Origin of the sequence: Streptomyces sp. NPDC096012 (assembly GCF_040426375.1) — a bacterium.
Lineage (GTDB): Bacteria > Actinomycetota > Actinomycetes > Streptomycetales > Streptomycetaceae > Streptomyces.
The window spans coordinates 1-15,390 of sequence record NZ_JBEOTD010000004.1 but is presented as its reverse complement, the minus strand read 5'-3'; the positions used below and the strand labels follow the sequence as shown (position 1 = coordinate 15,390).

The window sequence follows — 15,390 nt, the reverse complement described above, 5'->3', positions numbered from 1 at the left end:
GGGGTTTTCCGGGGTGAGGGAGTTCATCGTCGAGGCCGACGGCGGTTCACGGGGCAATCCGGGGCCCGCCGGCTACGGCGCCGTGGTGCGCGACGCGGCGTCGGGCCAGACGCTGGCGGAGGTGGCCGAGTACATCGGCGTCGCCACGAACAACGTGGCCGAGTACCGCGGTCTCCTCGCCGGCCTGCGCGCCGCGCATGCCCTCGACCCCACCGCGACGGTCCACGTCCGCATGGACTCCAAGCTGGTCGTCGAGCAGATGTCCGGCCGCTGGAAGATCAAGCACCCCGATCTGAAGCCGCTGGCGAACGAGGCGCGGGCGCTCTTCCCGCCCGACCGGGTCACCTACGAGTGGATCCCCCGCGAGCGCAACAAACACGCCGACCGCCTGGCCAACGAGGCGATGGACGCGGGCGCGAAGGGGGAGCGGTGGTCGCCGTCGCAGTCCCGCGCTGCCCTGGACACCCCGCCCGCCGCGCCCGAGCCGACGGGGCCGCCCGGAGACGCGGCAGCGGGCGCGGCCAAGGCCCGCGCGGCCCTGACGAACGGTCGTACCGCGACTCCGGGCGCCACGGCGACGGGGCCGGACGGTGGTGCGGAGGCTTTGGGCTCTTCGGCGGCGGCGGACGGTGGTGCGGAGGCTTCGGGCTCTTCGGCGGCGGCGGACGGTGGTGCGGAGGCTTCGGGCTCTTCGGCGGCGGCGGACGGTGGTGCGGAGGCTTCGGGCTCTTCAGCGGCGGCGGCGGACGGTCGTGCCGAGGCTCCGGCTGCCGAGGCGACGGCGGCTCCGGCGGGCAGGCGTTCCACGACTCCGGCCTCCTCGACGGCGGCGCCGGCGGACGGGCGTGCCGGCGCTCCCGCGGTCACCTCGGCGCCCGGCTGGAGCGCCGCTCCGGACCTGGGTGCCCCCGCCACGTTCGTGCTCCTGCGGCACGGTGAAACCCCCCTCACCCCGCAGAAGCGCTTCTCCGGCAGCGGCGGCACGGACCCCTCCCTCTCCGACGCCGGACGGGAGCAGGCCCGGCGGGTGGCGGAGGCGCTGGCCCGGCGTGGCACGATCCAGGCGATCGTCGCCTCGCCGCTCGCCCGTACCCGGCAGACCGCCGCCATCGTCGCCGACCGGCTGGGCCTGGACGTGGCGATCGAGGAAGGCCTGCGCGAGACCGACTTCGGGGCCTGGGAGGGCCTGACCTTCGGCGAGGTCCGCGAGCGTCACCCGGACGACCTGAACGCCTGGCTCGCCGACCCGGAGGCCCACCCCACCGGCGGCGGCGAGAGCTTCGCCGAGACGGCGGCCAGGATCGCGGTGACCCGCGACAAGCTGGCCGCGGCCTACGCGGGCCGCACGGTCCTGCTGGTCACCCACGTCACGCCGATCAAGACCTTGGTGCGGCTGGCCCTGGGCGCCCCGCCCGAGTCCCTGTTCCGGATGGAGCTCTCGGCGGCCTCCCTGTCGGCGGTGGCCTACTACGCGGACGGCAACGCCAGCCTCCGGCTCTTCAACGACACGTGCCACCTGCGTCCCTGAGCCCGGCGGCACGCCTCATCTCCATCCGCGCCCGCGCCCGCCCCCGCAGGTCAATTGCGTTCCACCTGCACCCCCGGGAGCCCGGCACGCCTCGTCCCGCCCGCGCCCCCGGAGCCCGGCAGGTCAGGCCGTCCCGCCCGCGTCCCCGAGTCCGGCGGCGGACCGGGCCAGCTTCTCGATCCGGGCCCAGTCCCGGGCCGCCACCGCGTCCGCGGGGATCATCCAACTGCCGCCCACGCAAACGACGTTGGGCAGGGCGAGGTACTGGGGGGCGGTCGCCGGGCCGATCCCGCCCGTGGGGCAGAAGCGGGCCTGCGGCAGCGGTCCGGCCAGGGACTTCAGATAGGCCGTGCCGCCTGCCGCCTCCGCAGGGAAGAACTTCATCTCGCGCACTCCGCGCTCCAGCAGGGCGACGACCTCCGAGGTGGTGGACACCCCGGGCAGGAACGGCACCCCGGACCCGCGCATCGCCGCCAGCAGCACCTCGGTCCAGCCCGGGCTGACCAGGAACCGTGCCCCGGCCGCCACACACGCGCCCACCTGCTCCGGCGTGATCACCGTACCCGCGCCGACCACCGCTTCCGGCACCTCTTCCGCCATCGCGCGGATCGCGTCCAGCGCCGCCGGGGTCCGCAGCGTCACCTCGATCGCGGGCAGCCCGCCCGCCACCAGGGCCCGCGCGAGCGGTACGGCGTCGGCGGCGTCGGAGAGCACGACCACGGGCACGACGGGCGCGAGGTCCAGCACGGAGGCAGCCGGGGAGGAGGGCAGCGGTGAGGTCATGCCCTCATCGTGCCCAGCGGCCCCACTCCGTGCAATGAGCGTTGCGCATGTTGCAACGTACGTGCGGCGGCTCCGTCAGTGGACCTCGTCCACCAGCACGTCCAAGGACCACGCCGCACCCGCCCTGCCCGGCGCCTGCGCCTCCACGACGTAGCCCAGCTCGCGCAGCGCCGTCACCAGCCCGGCGGGATCCTTCGGTGCCGCCCCGGCCGACAGCAGGCTGCGCACGATCCGCCCCTTGGTCGCCTTGTTGAAGTGGCTGACGACCTTCCGCGTCGGCGCGTGCAGCACCCGTACGGTCGCCGTCCGCCCCGCGACCTCGCCCTTCGGCCGCCAGGCCGCCGCGTACGCGGAGGAGCGCAGGTCCAGCACCAGACCGCTGCCGGCCGCCTCGGGCAGCACCTCGGCCATCGGCTTCCGCCAGTGCCCCGCCAGCCCGCCCAGTCCCGGCAGCCTCACCCCCATCGAGCAGCGGTAGGAGGGGATCCGGTCCGTCACCCGCACCGCGCCCCACAGCCCCGAGAAGACCAGCAGCGACTTCGCCGCGCGCCGCTTCGCCGCCGCGTCCAGCGTGGCCAGGCCGAGGGCGTCGTACAGGACCCCGGTGTAGATCTCCCCGGCCGGGCGGGCGCCGGCCGCGCGCAGTGCGGCGTTCTTCGTGACCTCGTCGCGCAGCCCCTCGCTCAGCCCGAGCACCTCGCGCGCCTTCTCCTCGTCGCCGGAGCACAGCTCGACCAGTTCGGTGAGCACGGCCTCGCGCGCGGCGGTGAGCCCCGGCAGGGACAGCGACTCCGGCTCCAGCGGGGCGCCCCCGCCCGAGTTCGCCTTGCCTTCCGAGGGCGGCAGCAGGACCAGCACCACATACTCCTCACGTAGACCTCCGCGCCAGGGTACGGCGTGCCCCCGGTCCGCCCCCGGCCTACGCTCGCTGTACGCCCGGCCGCAAGATCCGTGTGACCGGCGCCCCCGAGGCATCCCTGAGGGAGGCGTTCGCCGCACTGCGTGCCGCGCTCGGCGCCCCGGACGGATTCCCGCCGGAGGTCCAGGAGGAGGCCGAGCGGGCGACGTCTTCGACGGCTGCGTGGTGGACGTCGACGAGCAGCGGCCGAGCGTCGGGACCGTAGAGGTGCGGACCCCGGCGGTCATCGGCCGCATCGAGGGCGAGCGGCTTTCGCCCGGCGAGCTCCTGCGGGTCCGACTCACACAGGCCGACCCGGCGACGGCCGGGATCCTGCCGGCCTGACCCCGCCACCCGCCCCGGCCGGAACGGGGGCGGGGCGCTCGCGGTCCGCGGTGCGGCGGACGCCCGGTACAATGTCCGGTACGGCAGACGAGCCGGGCGGACGGCCGCGTGGAGCCCCTCAGGGGGCTTCCCGAGGAACGTCCGGGCTCCACAGGGCAGGGTGGTGGCTAACGGCCACCCGGGGTGACCCGCGGGACAGTGCCACAGAAAGCAGACCGCCGGGGACCTCGGTCCTCGGTAAGGGTGAAACGGTGGTGTAAGAGACCACCAGTGCCCAGGGTGACCTGGGCAGCTAGGTAAACCCCACCCGGAGCAAGGTCAAGAAGGAGCGCCGTGAAAAGCGCTCTGCGCGGACGTTCGAGGGCTGCCCGCCCGAGTCCGCGGGTAGACCGCACGAGGCCGGTGGCAACACCGGCCCTAGATGGATGGCCGTCGCCCCGGTGCCCGCAAGGACACCGGGGAACAGAACCCGGCGTACAGCCCGACTCGTCTGCCCCACCTGCGGCTCAGCCGCCGCCCTTACAAGGCGCCGGAGCCGTCCGCCCCGTGCCAGCGGCCCTGCACCCTGAACCACACTCCGGGGCTGAACACGGACTCCACTGCCGCAGGCAGTCCGACCGGCAGCCGGATCACCCGCAGAGCGCCGCTGGGATGCAGGTCGTAGGCGTAGCTGAGTTCGTCCACCACGTCTTCGTAGGTGACGTCGCTGATGGTGCGGTTGGTGTAACCGTCGGGATCCCCGACCTCTACGAGCTTGATGAAGACGGACATATCGCGATCATATGCGTGAGATCCGGATCGCGCCCGCTGGGCACGTGTCCGCTTCCCGCCGCCGTGCGTACCGCGAGGTCCACCGCTTTCCCGACGACGCCCCGGGCGGGCCGTTGCCGGTGCCACGGTGTCTCCCGACGCCCGATCACGCTGTCGGCCGGCATCCGCGGGCCGCGGGCCGCTCAGTCTGCTCCCCGCCGGTGAGAACCCCGCCACCTGGGCGCCCCGGCATTCCCGGCGGCCCGGACCCGTTCGTCGTCGCCCGCAGAGAAGTCGACGTCCTGCAGCGCGTCCAGAACGTCCGTACGCTTGCAGAAGGCAATGCCTCCTTCGCAGTTGTTGTCCCGGGGCACTTCGTACCGGCCCGTGCCGTCCATGGCGTTCCCGGCGGAACCGGCTGTCGGGGACGGCGAGGCATTCAGGAGAATCCTGTGCCCGGCGGCGGAATCCAGGGGAGACCACATGCCCGGCAATATCGAACGTGCCACCCTGCGCGCCGCGGTTCAGGCCGCCGAGCAGATTCTGGCGAACGCCGCCGAGCAGGCGGAGCGGCAGTACCCGGAGGATCCCTACGCCCGGTGCCTCGCCGAGGTCGGGGCACTCACCGGCGCGTTGAGGGCCCTGCTGGAGGCGGCGCGCCCCTTTACCGAGGAAGGCGAAGAGAACGGTCGGTGACCGGCGCTTTCGGCACCGGCCGCCGGATTCGCCCCGGCATTTCGATCACCGTTTGGGGCAGTGCATGCGCGGTATCCGTGATGGGCTGCCGGATTGGAGGCGCCATGGACAGCGACGAGTTCATCCGGCTCGTCAGCCAGCGGGCCCACGTGCCCGAGGAGCAGGCCAGGGAGCTGACCCGGACCACGATGCTGACGCTGGCCGAGCGGATCACCGGCGGCGAGGCCAGGCACTTGGCCGGTGTCCTGCCCGCCGAGATCGCGCCGCCCCTGGTCCCACCCGAGGATGTCGCCCAGAAATTCGGCGTTGCCGAGTTCGTCCGGCGGGTGAGCGAGCGTGCGGGCGTCGACGAGACCGTGGCGCGCAGGGGCGTTGCGGCGGTTTTCATGACTCTGAGAGAAGCCGTCCCCGGCACGGAGTTCGAGGATCTGATGGCGCAACTGCCCAACGAGTTCCAGAACATCTAGCGTCGGACATCCCGGCGCCCGGAACACGGCTGCGCGCACGCCATGAGAATCGCTCGCAAGCGCTTGTTTTGACATCCACCGGGCCGGTGGGAGGCTTGGAAGAAGCGGTGGCGCGGCATGTGGGCCTTTCCGGTGCCGCATTCGAGGGCCCGGCGCACGTGGCCGGTTCGCCATGCCAGTCACGTGTGATGACGCGAATTCCATCGACTTTACGACAGGGGACCTGGCATGAGTTCTCAGACGCCCCACATCAGCTCGCCCTCCCGGGTTCCGGCCGGCGCCTCGCCGACGGGGGACGGCATCGTCGTCGGAGCCGGCCCGGTACAGGTCGATGCCTTCATCGACTTTCTGTGCCCGTTCTGCAAGCAGTTCGAAGGGAAGAGCGGGCCACTCCTCGACGAGCTGGTGGCCGACAAGGCGATCAGTCTCGTCTACCACCCGATGGGCTTCCTCGACGACCTGTCCACCACCCGGTACTCCTCCCGCGCCTCGGCGGCCTCCGGCTGCGCGTCCGACGGCGGTCACTTCATGGAGTACCTGTACGCGTTGTTCGCCAACCAGCCCCCCGAGGGCGGGCCGGGCCTGTCCGATGACGAACTGATCGAACTCGGCCGCGCGGTGGGACTGACGGACAGCTCGTTCGCCGAGTGCGTCCGGCAGGGCGTCTACCTGGACTGGAGCGCCTACGTGACGGCGACGGCCATCCAGCGGGGCGTGGGCGGAACACCGACCGTGGCGGTCCAGGGGGTCGCGGTGCCGGCCAACCCCGCGACCATCCTCGCCGCGGTCCGTGCCGCCCTCGCCGGCGTCGGAGGGTGAGGCGCCCGGTCAGCCCTGGACCGGCCCCGGTTCGAGGGGGCGGGCGCGCACTCTCGTCACGTGCCGGTCGAAGACCTCCTGTGCCCGCGGTGTGAGTGTCCGCAGGGCCACCAGTGCGGTGACGGCCACGTCGCACAGTTCCGCCTGGACGTCCTCCCAGCTGTGGGTGACGCCCTTGCGCGGGTTCTGCCCCGTGGCCCCGATGATCGCCTCCGCGACCTCGCCGACCTCCTCCGACAGTTTGAGGACGCGCAGCAGGACGCCCTCGGTGCCGGTGTGGGTGCGGGCCGCCTCCAGGCGGGAGAAGAGCTCGTCGATGGCGGGCCAGAGGTCGGCGGCGGTGCGGGCACTGGAAGCGGTGGCGGTGGCGGCGCTGGCCGTAGTGGCGGTGGTGGCGTTCTGGGCGGTCCGGTGGCTCTGCTCGGGCCGGTCGGTCCGGTCGGTCCGGTCGGTCCGGTCGTCGTGGTCGCTCCGGTCGGGGTGGTCGGTCATGCAGCGCAGCCTGCCACGGCCTACGGCGCCCGCGCACCGGGCCCGTGACAGCGCCCGCGCACCGGGCCGGGACCGCGCCCGCGCAGAAGAACCGTGGCGGCGCCCACGCACTGGGTCCGGACCGTGCCCGCACCACACCCGTGACAGCTCCCCCCGTGCACCGCGCCCGTGACAGCGTCCGCGCACGCCCGTGACGGCGACCGCGCACCGGGCCCGAACCGCGCCCGCGCACCAGGCCCGTGAGAGCCCCCGCGCACCGCGCCCGTGACAGCGACCGCGTACCGGCTACTCGTCGAACTCCTCGAACAGGGCCTCCTGTTCACCCTCCATCCCCCGCCGCACCCGTCGGTTCCGCGCCCCCACGACCAGTGCCGTGGCCACCGCGGCGACCCCCAGTGCCGCCGGGACCATCCAGTCGCGGTTGAGGACGTTGCCGAGGGCCTGGTCGAGGGAGAGCCGGCCGGGGCCGGTGACGGCGAGGCCGGCCGCGGTCAGGCCCATGGTCGCCGGGTGCTCGTAGCCGCCCTCCTGGGCGAAGAAGCCGTTGGGGGCGTGTACCGCCGCCGCCCCGGCCATCGCGCCGGCCGCCGCCGCGCCCGCCGCCGGGGTCGCCAGGCCCAGCGCCAGCAGCGTGCCGCCGCCCATCTCCGCGAGACCGGCCGCCGCGGCGCTCACCTTGCCGGGCACATAGCCGACGGACTCCATGAACTGGCCGGTTCCCTCCAGGCCGTGTCCGCCGAACCAGCCGAACAGCTTCTGCGCACCGTGCGCGGCCAGCACCCCGCCGGTCGACAGCCGGAGTAGCAGTAGGCCCAGATCACGTCGGTCGTAACACGTCACGGCGGCTCCCAAGCAGACATGTGCGAGGACATGCGGACGGACGAACGGTTCCCTCCGCCGTTCCACCGTCGCAGCTCTGACACCACCGGGCCCGTCCTGGCGGGCGTTCGGGTGGCGGGTGCGGGACGGCGGTGTGAGCCTGACGCCATGACGATCCAGCCAGCCAAGCTCAGCGACCCGGCCGTCCGGGCCTTCGTCGGCGCCGTCAACGCCCACGACCGCGAGGAGTTCATGTCGCTCCTCACACCCGGCGCGACCATGTCCGACGACGGCTCCGACCGCGACCTCGCCGACTGGGCCGACCGGGAGATCTTCTCGTCCCACGGTCACATGGAGGTCGACAACGAGTCCGGCGGCGGCCGTGTCCTCCTCGCCCGCTACAGCAACGACACCTGGGGCGAGATGCGCACCAAGTGGCGCTTCACCGTCGAGGACGACGGCCGGATCTCCCGCTTCGAGACCAGCCAGGCCTGAACCGTTCCGGCACCCGGTACGGCCGTTCCGGCACCCCGCGCGCGGCCGTGACGAGTACGGCCGTCACAGGCCCCCTGCGGCCCGGACGAGTACGACATCCGGCACCCTGCGGCCCCGACGAGTACGGCCGTCACGGGGTCTTTGGCGGCCCAGCCCAGTACGACCACCCCACCACCCGCGGCCCGGACGAGCACGACCGCCCCACCACCCGCGCCCTCGGACGAGTACGACCGCCCCCCCACTCCGCGGCCCGGCCGAGCGCCTCACGCGTGGGCGTCGGCCACAGAAACCCCACCGGTTCATCGGATTTTCATAACGCGGCAAATTCCGACCCGTGCCTGCCCTGCGATAAGGAAACCGCAGCTTGAAGCGGTGTACGGTCCCCGGGTGCGTGAATGTTCCCGGATCAGCCGGCGTGCCGCCCTCGGGTTGACGGCAGCCGCCCTTTCCCTGTCCACGGCCACCGACGCCTCCGCGGCGACGGTGATCGGTGGCGAGCGTCTGGCCCGCAGCGGCGTCCAGGTGCGCGGCGCCTCCGGACTGCCCAAGCAACTCACCGCCCGCTCCTGGCTGGTCGCCGACTGGGCGAGCGGCGAGGTTCTCGCCTCGTTCGGCGCGCACCGGCGCCTGGCGCCCGCTTCCACGCTGAAGATGCTCTTCGCGGACACGGTGCTGAAGAAGTTCGGCCGCACCGAGCGGTACACGGTCACCGACGCCGACCTCGCCGACATCCCGGCCGGCTCCAGCCTCGTCGGCATCAAGCCCGGCATCACCTACACCGTCGAGCAGTTGTGGCAGGGGGTGTTCCTGCGCTCCGGCAACGACGCCGTGCACGTGCTGTCCCACATGAACGGCGGCATCGCCCGGACGGTCGCCGAGATGCAGGCCATGGCGCAGGACCTGCAGGCCCTGGACACCCAGGTGGTGAGCCCCGACGGCTTCGACCACAAGGGGCAGATCTCCTCGGCGTACGACCTCACGCTCTTCGCCCGGCACGGCCTGAAGGACGCCGACTTCCGCGGCTACTGCGCCACGCGGACCGCCGACTTCCCGGCGGACGGCAAGAAGACCTTCCAGATCCAGAACACCGACCGCCTGCTGACCGGGGCGTGGGGCCTGAAGGCGTACGACGGCCTCATCGGCGTCAAGAACGGTTACACCAGCCACGCCGGCAACACCTACACCGGTGCGGCCGTCCGGGGCGGACGCACCCTGCTGGTCACCGTGATGCATCCGGCCGACGGCAGCAACGCCGTCTACGAGCAGGCCGCCGCGCTGCTCGACTGGGGCTTCGGGGCGGGGCGTTCGGCACAGGCCGTGGGGCAGCTCGTCGATCCGCTCAGCGAGGGCGGCGCGGGCGCGAGCCCGGCGCCTGGGCACAGGGAGGCCCGGGCAGCGGCCGGTCCCGCGGGCTCGGCGTCCGAACGCGACTCGCCATGGCACCTCGCGGAGGGCGCCGCCGGGACGCTCGCACTCCTCGGAGCCGGGGCCTGGGCGCTACGCCGGCGGCGCAGGGCGACCGGCGCGGCGGGCGCGACGGGTACGCCGGGACCGGGCAAGGCACCCGGTACGCCCGGACTCGGCAAGGCGGCGGATGCGGCCGATGCGGGCGGGAAGCCGGGTGGGGCCGGCACGGGCAGGCCGGCCGGCCCGCCCGAGACGCGGCCGGAGCGCGCGGCGCCCGGTGGCAGGCGGCGGCGCTGAGGGGTGCGGCGACCGTTCCGCCGGGCCGTGTGTGCCCCACGGGCTTGCGCGAGCGTGCGGAGCTTGGTGGCAGGCGGCGGAGTTGAGTGGTGCGGCGGCCGTTCCGCCGGGCCGTGTGTGCCTCGCGGGCTTGCGCGAGGTACACCCCTGACTCCGGTCCGGTGGAACAGCCGCCGCCTCCCCCCTCGGTGTGGCCATGGGACGCATGTGCTCCAACTGTGAAGCTCTCGTGGAGGAGAGTTGAGCATATGCGTCCGACCGGCCGCAATACCGCGGATGCCTGAATTCCGTATGTGAGAGTCGGGTCAGCCCCGCCCGATGTACGGCATCGCCGTCGCCAGCACCGTCGCGAACTGCACGTTCGCCTCCAGCGGCAGTTCCGCCATGTGCCGTACGGTGCGTGCCACGTCGGCCACGTCCATCACCGGTTCCGGGGCCACCTCGCCGTTCGCCTGCAGCGCGCCGGTCTGCATCCGGGCCGTCATGTCGGTGGCCGCGTTGCCGATGTCGATCTGGCCGACCGCGATGCCGTACCGGCGCCCGTCCAGCGACAGTGACTTGGTCAGGCCGGTCAGCGCGTGCTTGGTCGCGGTGTAGGCGACCGAGTGGGGGCGGGGGGTGTGCGCCGAGATGGAACCGTTGTTGATGATCCGGCCGCCGCGCGGCTCCTGCTCCTTCATCCTCCGGTAGGCCGCCTGGGCGCACAGGAACGCCCCGTTGAGGTTGGTGTCCACCACATGCCGCCAGGCGTCGTAGGACAGGTCCTCGACGGCCACCCCGCCCGGGCCGAACGTCCCCGCGTTGTTGAACAGCAGATCCACCCGCCCGAACCGCTCCACGGTCGCGGTGAACAGCGCCTCCACGTCCTCGGGCCGGGACACGTCGGTGCGCACGGCGAGCGCGGCACCCGGCGACGCCCGCACCGCCGTCTCCTCCACCCCGGGCGCGGCACCCTGCGCTTTCCGCGCCGCCGTCTCCTCCACCCCGGGCGCGGCACCCTGCGCTTTCCGCGCCGCCGTCTCCTCCGGCCCGGCCGCGGCGCCCCGTGGTGCCAGTGCCGCCGTCTCCTCCAGCGTCTCGGTGTGCCGGCCGGCCAGGACCACCGACCAGCCGGCGCGCAGCAGTTCCACGGCGACGGCCCGTCCGATGCCGGAACCGGCACCGGTCACCACCGCGACCCTCGAATCCCTGGCAGTTCGCATGGCGTTCATGGACCGGCAGCGTACGGGGGGTCCAGCATCCGGAACTCACTCATCCGCCATCCGGACATTGCGTACACGCCAACCGGGCAGCCTTCCCCGGCCGCTCCCGTCGCCTGCGCGTCCACGAGGCGGGGAGGGCCGGATGACTTCCGGCACCCGACCGTCACGGCGGCCCCCCGAACTCCGTGCGACCAGGCCCGGGGCGCCGCTCGCCACGGCCGCGTCCTTCGCGACGGAGGCCGGGGAGCCGGGGCTCAAGCCGGGGTGAGCCGCGGCTCGCCCAGGTCACCGGGGTAGCGGACGCCGACACGGTCCCGGATCGCGTCGAGCGTCCGCATCACGGCCAGGGTGCCCTCCAGCGGGACCAGCGGGGACTGCCTCTCGCCCGCCCGCAGGGCCCGCATCACCTCGACGGCCTCGTGCCGCAGCGTGGTGCGCGGCCCGTCGGCGGGGCGGGCTGCGAACTCCTCGGGGTCCCGGCCGTCGCGGTGCAGCACGAACCGGTCCGGGTGGAAGAAGCCGGCGGGGATGTCGATCCGGCCGCGCGAGCCCGTCACCGACGCGGTCACCGCCGTACCGCCGACGATCGAGCAGTGCACCGAGGCCAGCGCCCCGCTCGCCCAGGACAGCAGTGCTCCCGTCTGCAGGTCGACGCCCTCCGCCGAGAGCACCGCGTGCGCCGCGACGCCGTCCGGCTCACCCAGCAGCAGCTGTGCGAACGACACCGGGTAGACCCCGAGGTCCAGCAGCGCCCCGCCGCCCAGCGCCGGATCCCGCAGCCGGTGTGCGGGCGGGAACGGCCCGGCGAGCCCGAAGTCCGCCTGCACGGTCCGCACCTCGCCGATCGCCCCGTCCTCGACCAGCGCCTTCAGCCGCCGGATCAGCGGATTGCAGTACATCCACATCGCCTCCATCAGGAAGCGGTCGTGCTCCTCGGCCAGCGCCACCAGTTCCGCGGCCTCACGGGCGTTGAGCGTGAACGCCTTCTCGCACAGCACGTTCCGCCCGGCCGTCAGGCACAGTCCGGCCGCGGCCCGGTGCGCCGAGTGGGGGGTGGCCACGTAGACGACGTCGACCTCCGCGTCCGCCGCCAGCGACTCCCAGTCCCCGTAGGCACGCTCCGCCCCGAACCGCTCCGCGAACGCCCGCGCCGACTCCGGCCGGCGCGAGGCCACCGCCACGATCTCCGCGTCCGGCAGATCGACCAGGTCGGCCGCGAACGCCGCCGCGATCCCGCCCGTCGCCAGGATCCCCCAGCGCACGCTCCGCTCCGCCATCCCGCCCCCCCTCGCTCAAGTGTTCCCCGGCAGCCCGTACGAGCTGAGAGCATAGGTGGCGGTTCAGCGGGAGAGGGAGGGGCACATGCCCGAGCACGCGGCGGCACCGCCACCGAGGCCGGAGCGGGCGTCCTCCGCAGCGCCGTCGGCGGTTCCGGCACCGGGGTCGGAGCGGGTGTCCTCCGCAGTGCCGTCGGCGGTTCCGGCACCGGGGTCGGAGCGGGTGTCCTCCGCAGCGCCGTCGGCGGTTCCGTCACCGAGGTCGGAACCCGCACCGGCGGCGGGCCGGCCCGCGTACCGCACCGGCCCCCTCGTCACCCTGCTGCTGGGCTGCCTCACCGCGACGACCCCGCTCGCGATGGACATGTACCTCCCGTCCCTCCCTCAGGTCACGCGGGCCCTGGACGCCCCCGCCGCCGCCGTCCAGCTCACCCTCACCGCCTGCATGGCCGGACTGGCGCTCGGACAGCTGATCGTGGGCCCCCTCAGCGACGGCTGGGGCCGCCGCCGCCCGCTGCTCGCGGGCCTGGCCGGCTACCTCACCGCCACCGCCCTGTGCGCCCTCGCGCCCACCGTCGAGACCCTGATCGCCTGCCGGCTCGTGCAGGGCCTCGCCGGCGCGGCCGGCGTCGTCATCGCCCGGGCCGTCGTACGCGACCTGTACGACGGGGTCGCCATGGCCCGCTTCTTCTCCACGCTGATGCTGATCTCGGGGGCCGCCCCCATCGTGGCGCCGCTCGTCGGCGGGCAGATCCTGCGGGTCACGGACTGGCGGGGGGTCTTCGTCGTCCTCACGGTCGTCGGTGCCGTACTCGCCGCCCTGGTCTGGGTGCGGCTGCCGGAGACGCTGCCGCCCGCCGCACGGCACAGCGGGGGAACGGCCCAGACCCTGCGCGCCATGCGCGGCCTCCTCGCCGACCTGCCCTTCACCGGCTACATGCTGGCCGGCGGCTTCGCCTTCGCCGCGCTGTTCGCCTACGTGGCCGCCTCCCCGTTCGTCGTCCAGGAGATCTACGGCGCCTCCCCGCAGACCTTCAGCCTGCTGTTCGGCCTCAACTCCGTCGGCCTGGTCGCCGCCGGGCAGCTCAACGGCAAGGTGCTGGTCGGCCGGGTCGGCCTGGACAAGGTGCTCGCCGCGGGCCTCGCGGTGACCGTCCTCGCCGCGGCCGCCCTGCTGCTGATGACCGCCGGTGCCTTCGGCGAGGTCGGACTCCCGCCGGTCGCCGCCGCCCTCTTCGTCCTGATGTCCGCGATGGGCGTCACCCTGCCCAACGCCCAGTCGCTCGCCCTGCTGCGCACCCGGCAGGCCGCAGGATCCGCCTCCGCGCTGCTCGGCACCTGCTCCTTCCTCGTCGGCGCGGTCGCCTCCCCGCTGGTCGGCATCGCCGGCGAGGACACCGCCGTACCCATGGCCGTCGTCCAACTTTCCGGATCACTGGTCGCGGCGGCCTGCTTCGTGGGAATGTGCCGTCCCTGGAGTACGCGCGGGAACACACGTGCGCGGTCGGAGGGAGACGGGAACTGAGCGCACCGAGACTGCGCGCCGACACACCGGAACGGGCCGGACTCGACCCGGTGGAACTCGGTCATCTGGCCGGCGCGGTGCACGCCCTCACCTCCTCGGACCGCCCCTGGGCGGCCGGGGCCGTCGCGGTGGCCGGCCGCGGCCCCGTGATCGCCGTGGCCGAGGCCGCGGGCTGGGCGGTGCGCTACGCCTCCTACGACCCCGAGACCGACTCCGGCGCCGAACTGCCGGCCGCCGCCCGGGTCCCGGCCACCGTCGGCACGCCCTTCGACCTGGCCTCGCTCACCAAGCTGTTCACGGCGGTCGCCGCCGTGCAGCAGATCGAGCGCGGCACCCTCGGCATGGACGCCCGGATCGGTGACTACCTGCCCGACTTCCGCGCCGCGGCCGCCCACGGCGTCACCGTGCGGCAGCTGCTCACCCACACCTCCGGGCTGCGCCCCGACCTCCCCCTGTACGACTGCCCGGACGACCGGGCCGCACTGGCCATGCTGCGGGCGGAGGCGCCGACCGCGGAACCGGGCGCCCACCGGTACTCGGACCTGAACATGATCCTGCTGCAGTTCGTGCTGGAGCGCATCACCGGCCGCACCCTCGACCTCCTCGTCCAGGAAGGCATCACCCGGCCGCTCGGCATGACCGCCACCACCTTCGGGCCCTGTCCGGGCGCGGCGGCCACCGAGGACCAGCGGCGGCCCTGGGCCAAGGCCCACCGGGGCATGCTGCGCGGCGTGGTCCACGACGAGAACGCCTGGGCGCTCGGCGGGGTCGCCGGGCACGCCGGCCTCTTCTCCACCGCGCCCGACCTGGCGGTCTTCTGCCGGGCGCTGCTCGCGGGCGGCTCCTACGGCCCCGCGCGCATCCTCGGCCCCGACTTCGTGGAGCTGCTGCTCACCCCGCCGGGGCTCGGCTTCGCCGTGGACCAGCCCTGGTTCATGGGGGAGCTGGCGGGCCGGGGCGCCGCCGGCCACACCGGCTTCACCGGTACCTCGCTGGTCCTGGACCCCGCCACGGACACCTTCCTCATCCTGCTGGCCAACACCGTCCACCCCAGACGCCGGCCACCGGACAGCGGTCCCAGGGCGGCCCTGGCCACCCATCTGGCGAGGGCGGTGATCTGACCCGCCCCACCGGCCGACCCCGTCCTCCCGTCCCACCGGCTGACCCTGTCCCAGCGGCCGACCCCGTTCCACTGGCCGACCCGCGCCGTCCCCCCGCCTGACCCGGTCCCACCGGTCGACCCCGCCCCGTCCCACCGCCTGACCCCGTCCCACCGGCCGACCCCGCCCCCGTCCCACCGCCTGACCCCGTCCCACCGGCCGACCCCGTCCCAGGCCGGTGCTCTCCCCAGAGGCCGACCGGGCCAACCTGGCCGACCGGGCCAACCTGGCCGACCGGGCCGAACCCGGCCGACCCGGCCGAACCCGGCCGACCCGGCCGGGCGGCCGGGAACGGGCCGGGGCAGGCGGGGGCGGGGCCGGCGCCAGGACCTAGATGTACTCGGTCATGACGTTGGTGACAGTCGGCTGATCGGGGGCTGGCCTGCGAGCGCGGTGTGTCGGCGTCGAGTGTTGTAGAAGTTCAGCCACG

General features: G+C 73.9%; 16 protein-coding genes and 1 other RNA gene. 10 read left to right on the top strand and 7 right to left on the bottom strand.

Annotated elements, in window-relative coordinates; genetic code table 11:
- Positions 1-13 precede the first annotated feature (13 nt).
- Positions 14-1,528 carry a bifunctional RNase H/acid phosphatase gene (locus ABVB68_RS05905; RefSeq protein WP_353599787.1) on the top strand — a complete coding sequence of 505 codons (1,515 nt, stop codon included), beginning with the start codon at positions 14-16 and terminating at the stop codon, positions 1,526-1,528.
- Between the two features lie 123 nt (positions 1,529-1,651).
- On the opposite strand, the gene eda is transcribed toward ABVB68_RS05905, so the two are convergent.
- Together eda and yaaA are read right to left on the bottom strand one after the other, a co-directional pair.
- Positions 1,652-2,311: a bifunctional 4-hydroxy-2-oxoglutarate aldolase/2-dehydro-3-deoxy-phosphogluconate aldolase gene (eda, locus tag ABVB68_RS05900; protein WP_353599786.1), complete on the bottom strand. Its 660-nt coding sequence runs from the start codon at positions 2,309-2,311 to the stop codon at positions 1,652-1,654.
- A 75-nt stretch (positions 2,312-2,386) separates the two neighbouring features.
- The gene (yaaA, locus tag ABVB68_RS05895) at positions 2,387-3,169 is read right to left on the bottom strand and encodes a peroxide stress protein YaaA (RefSeq protein WP_353599785.1); all 783 of its coding nucleotides are present in this window, start codon (positions 3,167-3,169) and stop codon (positions 2,387-2,389) included.
- A gap of 223 nt (positions 3,170-3,392) precedes the next feature.
- Here yaaA and ABVB68_RS05890 point away from each other — a divergent pair, with 223 nt between their 5' ends.
- Both ABVB68_RS05890 and rnpB read left to right on the top strand, forming a co-directional pair.
- Complete coding sequence (locus ABVB68_RS05890; protein ID WP_503006022.1) at positions 3,393-3,554, top strand: hypothetical protein; 162 nt, start codon at positions 3,393-3,395, stop codon at positions 3,552-3,554.
- An 88-nt stretch (positions 3,555-3,642) separates the two neighbouring features.
- Positions 3,643-4,047, top strand: an RNA gene (gene rnpB, locus ABVB68_RS05885) — RNase P RNA component class A.
- 26 nt (positions 4,048-4,073) lie between these two features.
- Here rnpB and ABVB68_RS05880 read toward each other — a convergent pair.
- Positions 4,074-4,325, bottom strand: coding sequence for a hypothetical protein (locus ABVB68_RS05880; RefSeq protein WP_353599784.1), 252 nt, complete (start codon positions 4,323-4,325; stop codon positions 4,074-4,076).
- 462 nt (positions 4,326-4,787) lie between these two features.
- On the opposite strand from ABVB68_RS05880, the gene ABVB68_RS05875 reads away from it, so the two are divergent.
- The 3 genes from ABVB68_RS05875 (at position 4,788) to ABVB68_RS05865 (ending at position 6,286) form a co-directional block, all read left to right on the top strand.
- On the top strand, positions 4,788-5,000 hold the full coding sequence (locus ABVB68_RS05875) for a hypothetical protein (protein ID WP_353599783.1): 213 nt from the start codon (positions 4,788-4,790) through the stop codon (positions 4,998-5,000).
- Positions 5,001-5,104: 104 nt separating this feature from the next.
- On the top strand, positions 5,105-5,467 hold the full coding sequence (locus ABVB68_RS05870; protein WP_353599782.1) for a DUF2267 domain-containing protein: 363 nt from the start codon (positions 5,105-5,107) through the stop codon (positions 5,465-5,467).
- A gap of 228 nt (positions 5,468-5,695) precedes the next feature.
- On the top strand, positions 5,696-6,286 hold the full coding sequence (locus tag ABVB68_RS05865) for a DsbA family protein (protein WP_353599781.1): 591 nt from the start codon (positions 5,696-5,698) through the stop codon (positions 6,284-6,286).
- A 9-nt stretch (positions 6,287-6,295) separates the two neighbouring features.
- Here the strand turns inward: ABVB68_RS05865 and ABVB68_RS36855 are convergent, their stop codons facing one another.
- Complete coding sequence (locus tag ABVB68_RS36855; protein WP_503006021.1) at positions 6,296-6,778, bottom strand: MazG-like family protein; 483 nt, start codon at positions 6,776-6,778, stop codon at positions 6,296-6,298.
- Positions 6,779-7,063: 285 nt separating this feature from the next.
- A complete protein-coding gene (locus ABVB68_RS05855) occupies positions 7,064-7,618 on the bottom strand; it encodes a DoxX family protein (protein WP_353599780.1) in 555 nt (184 codons plus the stop codon).
- A gap of 147 nt (positions 7,619-7,765) precedes the next feature.
- Here ABVB68_RS05855 and ABVB68_RS05850 point away from each other — a divergent pair, with 147 nt between their 5' ends.
- Both ABVB68_RS05850 and ABVB68_RS05845 read left to right on the top strand, forming a co-directional pair.
- The gene (locus ABVB68_RS05850) at positions 7,766-8,092 is read left to right on the top strand and encodes a nuclear transport factor 2 family protein (RefSeq protein WP_353599779.1); all 327 of its coding nucleotides are present in this window, start codon (positions 7,766-7,768) and stop codon (positions 8,090-8,092) included.
- Positions 8,093-8,479: 387 nt separating this feature from the next.
- The gene (locus ABVB68_RS05845; RefSeq protein ID WP_353599778.1) at positions 8,480-9,796 is read left to right on the top strand and encodes a D-alanyl-D-alanine carboxypeptidase family protein; all 1,317 of its coding nucleotides are present in this window, start codon (positions 8,480-8,482) and stop codon (positions 9,794-9,796) included.
- A 305-nt stretch (positions 9,797-10,101) separates the two neighbouring features.
- On the opposite strand, the gene ABVB68_RS05840 is transcribed toward ABVB68_RS05845, so the two are convergent.
- Positions 10,102-11,007, bottom strand: coding sequence for an SDR family oxidoreductase (locus tag ABVB68_RS05840; RefSeq protein WP_353599777.1), 906 nt, complete (start codon positions 11,005-11,007; stop codon positions 10,102-10,104).
- Positions 11,008-11,252: 245 nt separating this feature from the next.
- Positions 11,253-12,275, bottom strand: a complete 1,023-nt coding sequence (locus tag ABVB68_RS05835; RefSeq protein WP_353599776.1) for a Gfo/Idh/MocA family protein — start codon at positions 12,273-12,275, stop codon at positions 11,253-11,255.
- A gap of 85 nt (positions 12,276-12,360) precedes the next feature.
- Between ABVB68_RS05835 and ABVB68_RS05830 the strand changes: the two genes are divergently transcribed.
- Entirely contained in the window at positions 12,361-13,800 is a 1,440-nt protein-coding gene (locus ABVB68_RS05830) for a multidrug effflux MFS transporter (protein ID WP_353599775.1), read from the top strand.
- Entirely contained in the window at positions 13,740-14,921 is a 1,182-nt protein-coding gene (locus tag ABVB68_RS05825; RefSeq protein ID WP_353599774.1) for a serine hydrolase domain-containing protein, read from the top strand. The genes ABVB68_RS05830 and ABVB68_RS05825 overlap by 61 nt, the downstream gene beginning before the upstream one ends.
- The last annotated feature ends 469 nt before the right edge of the window (positions 14,922-15,390 follow it).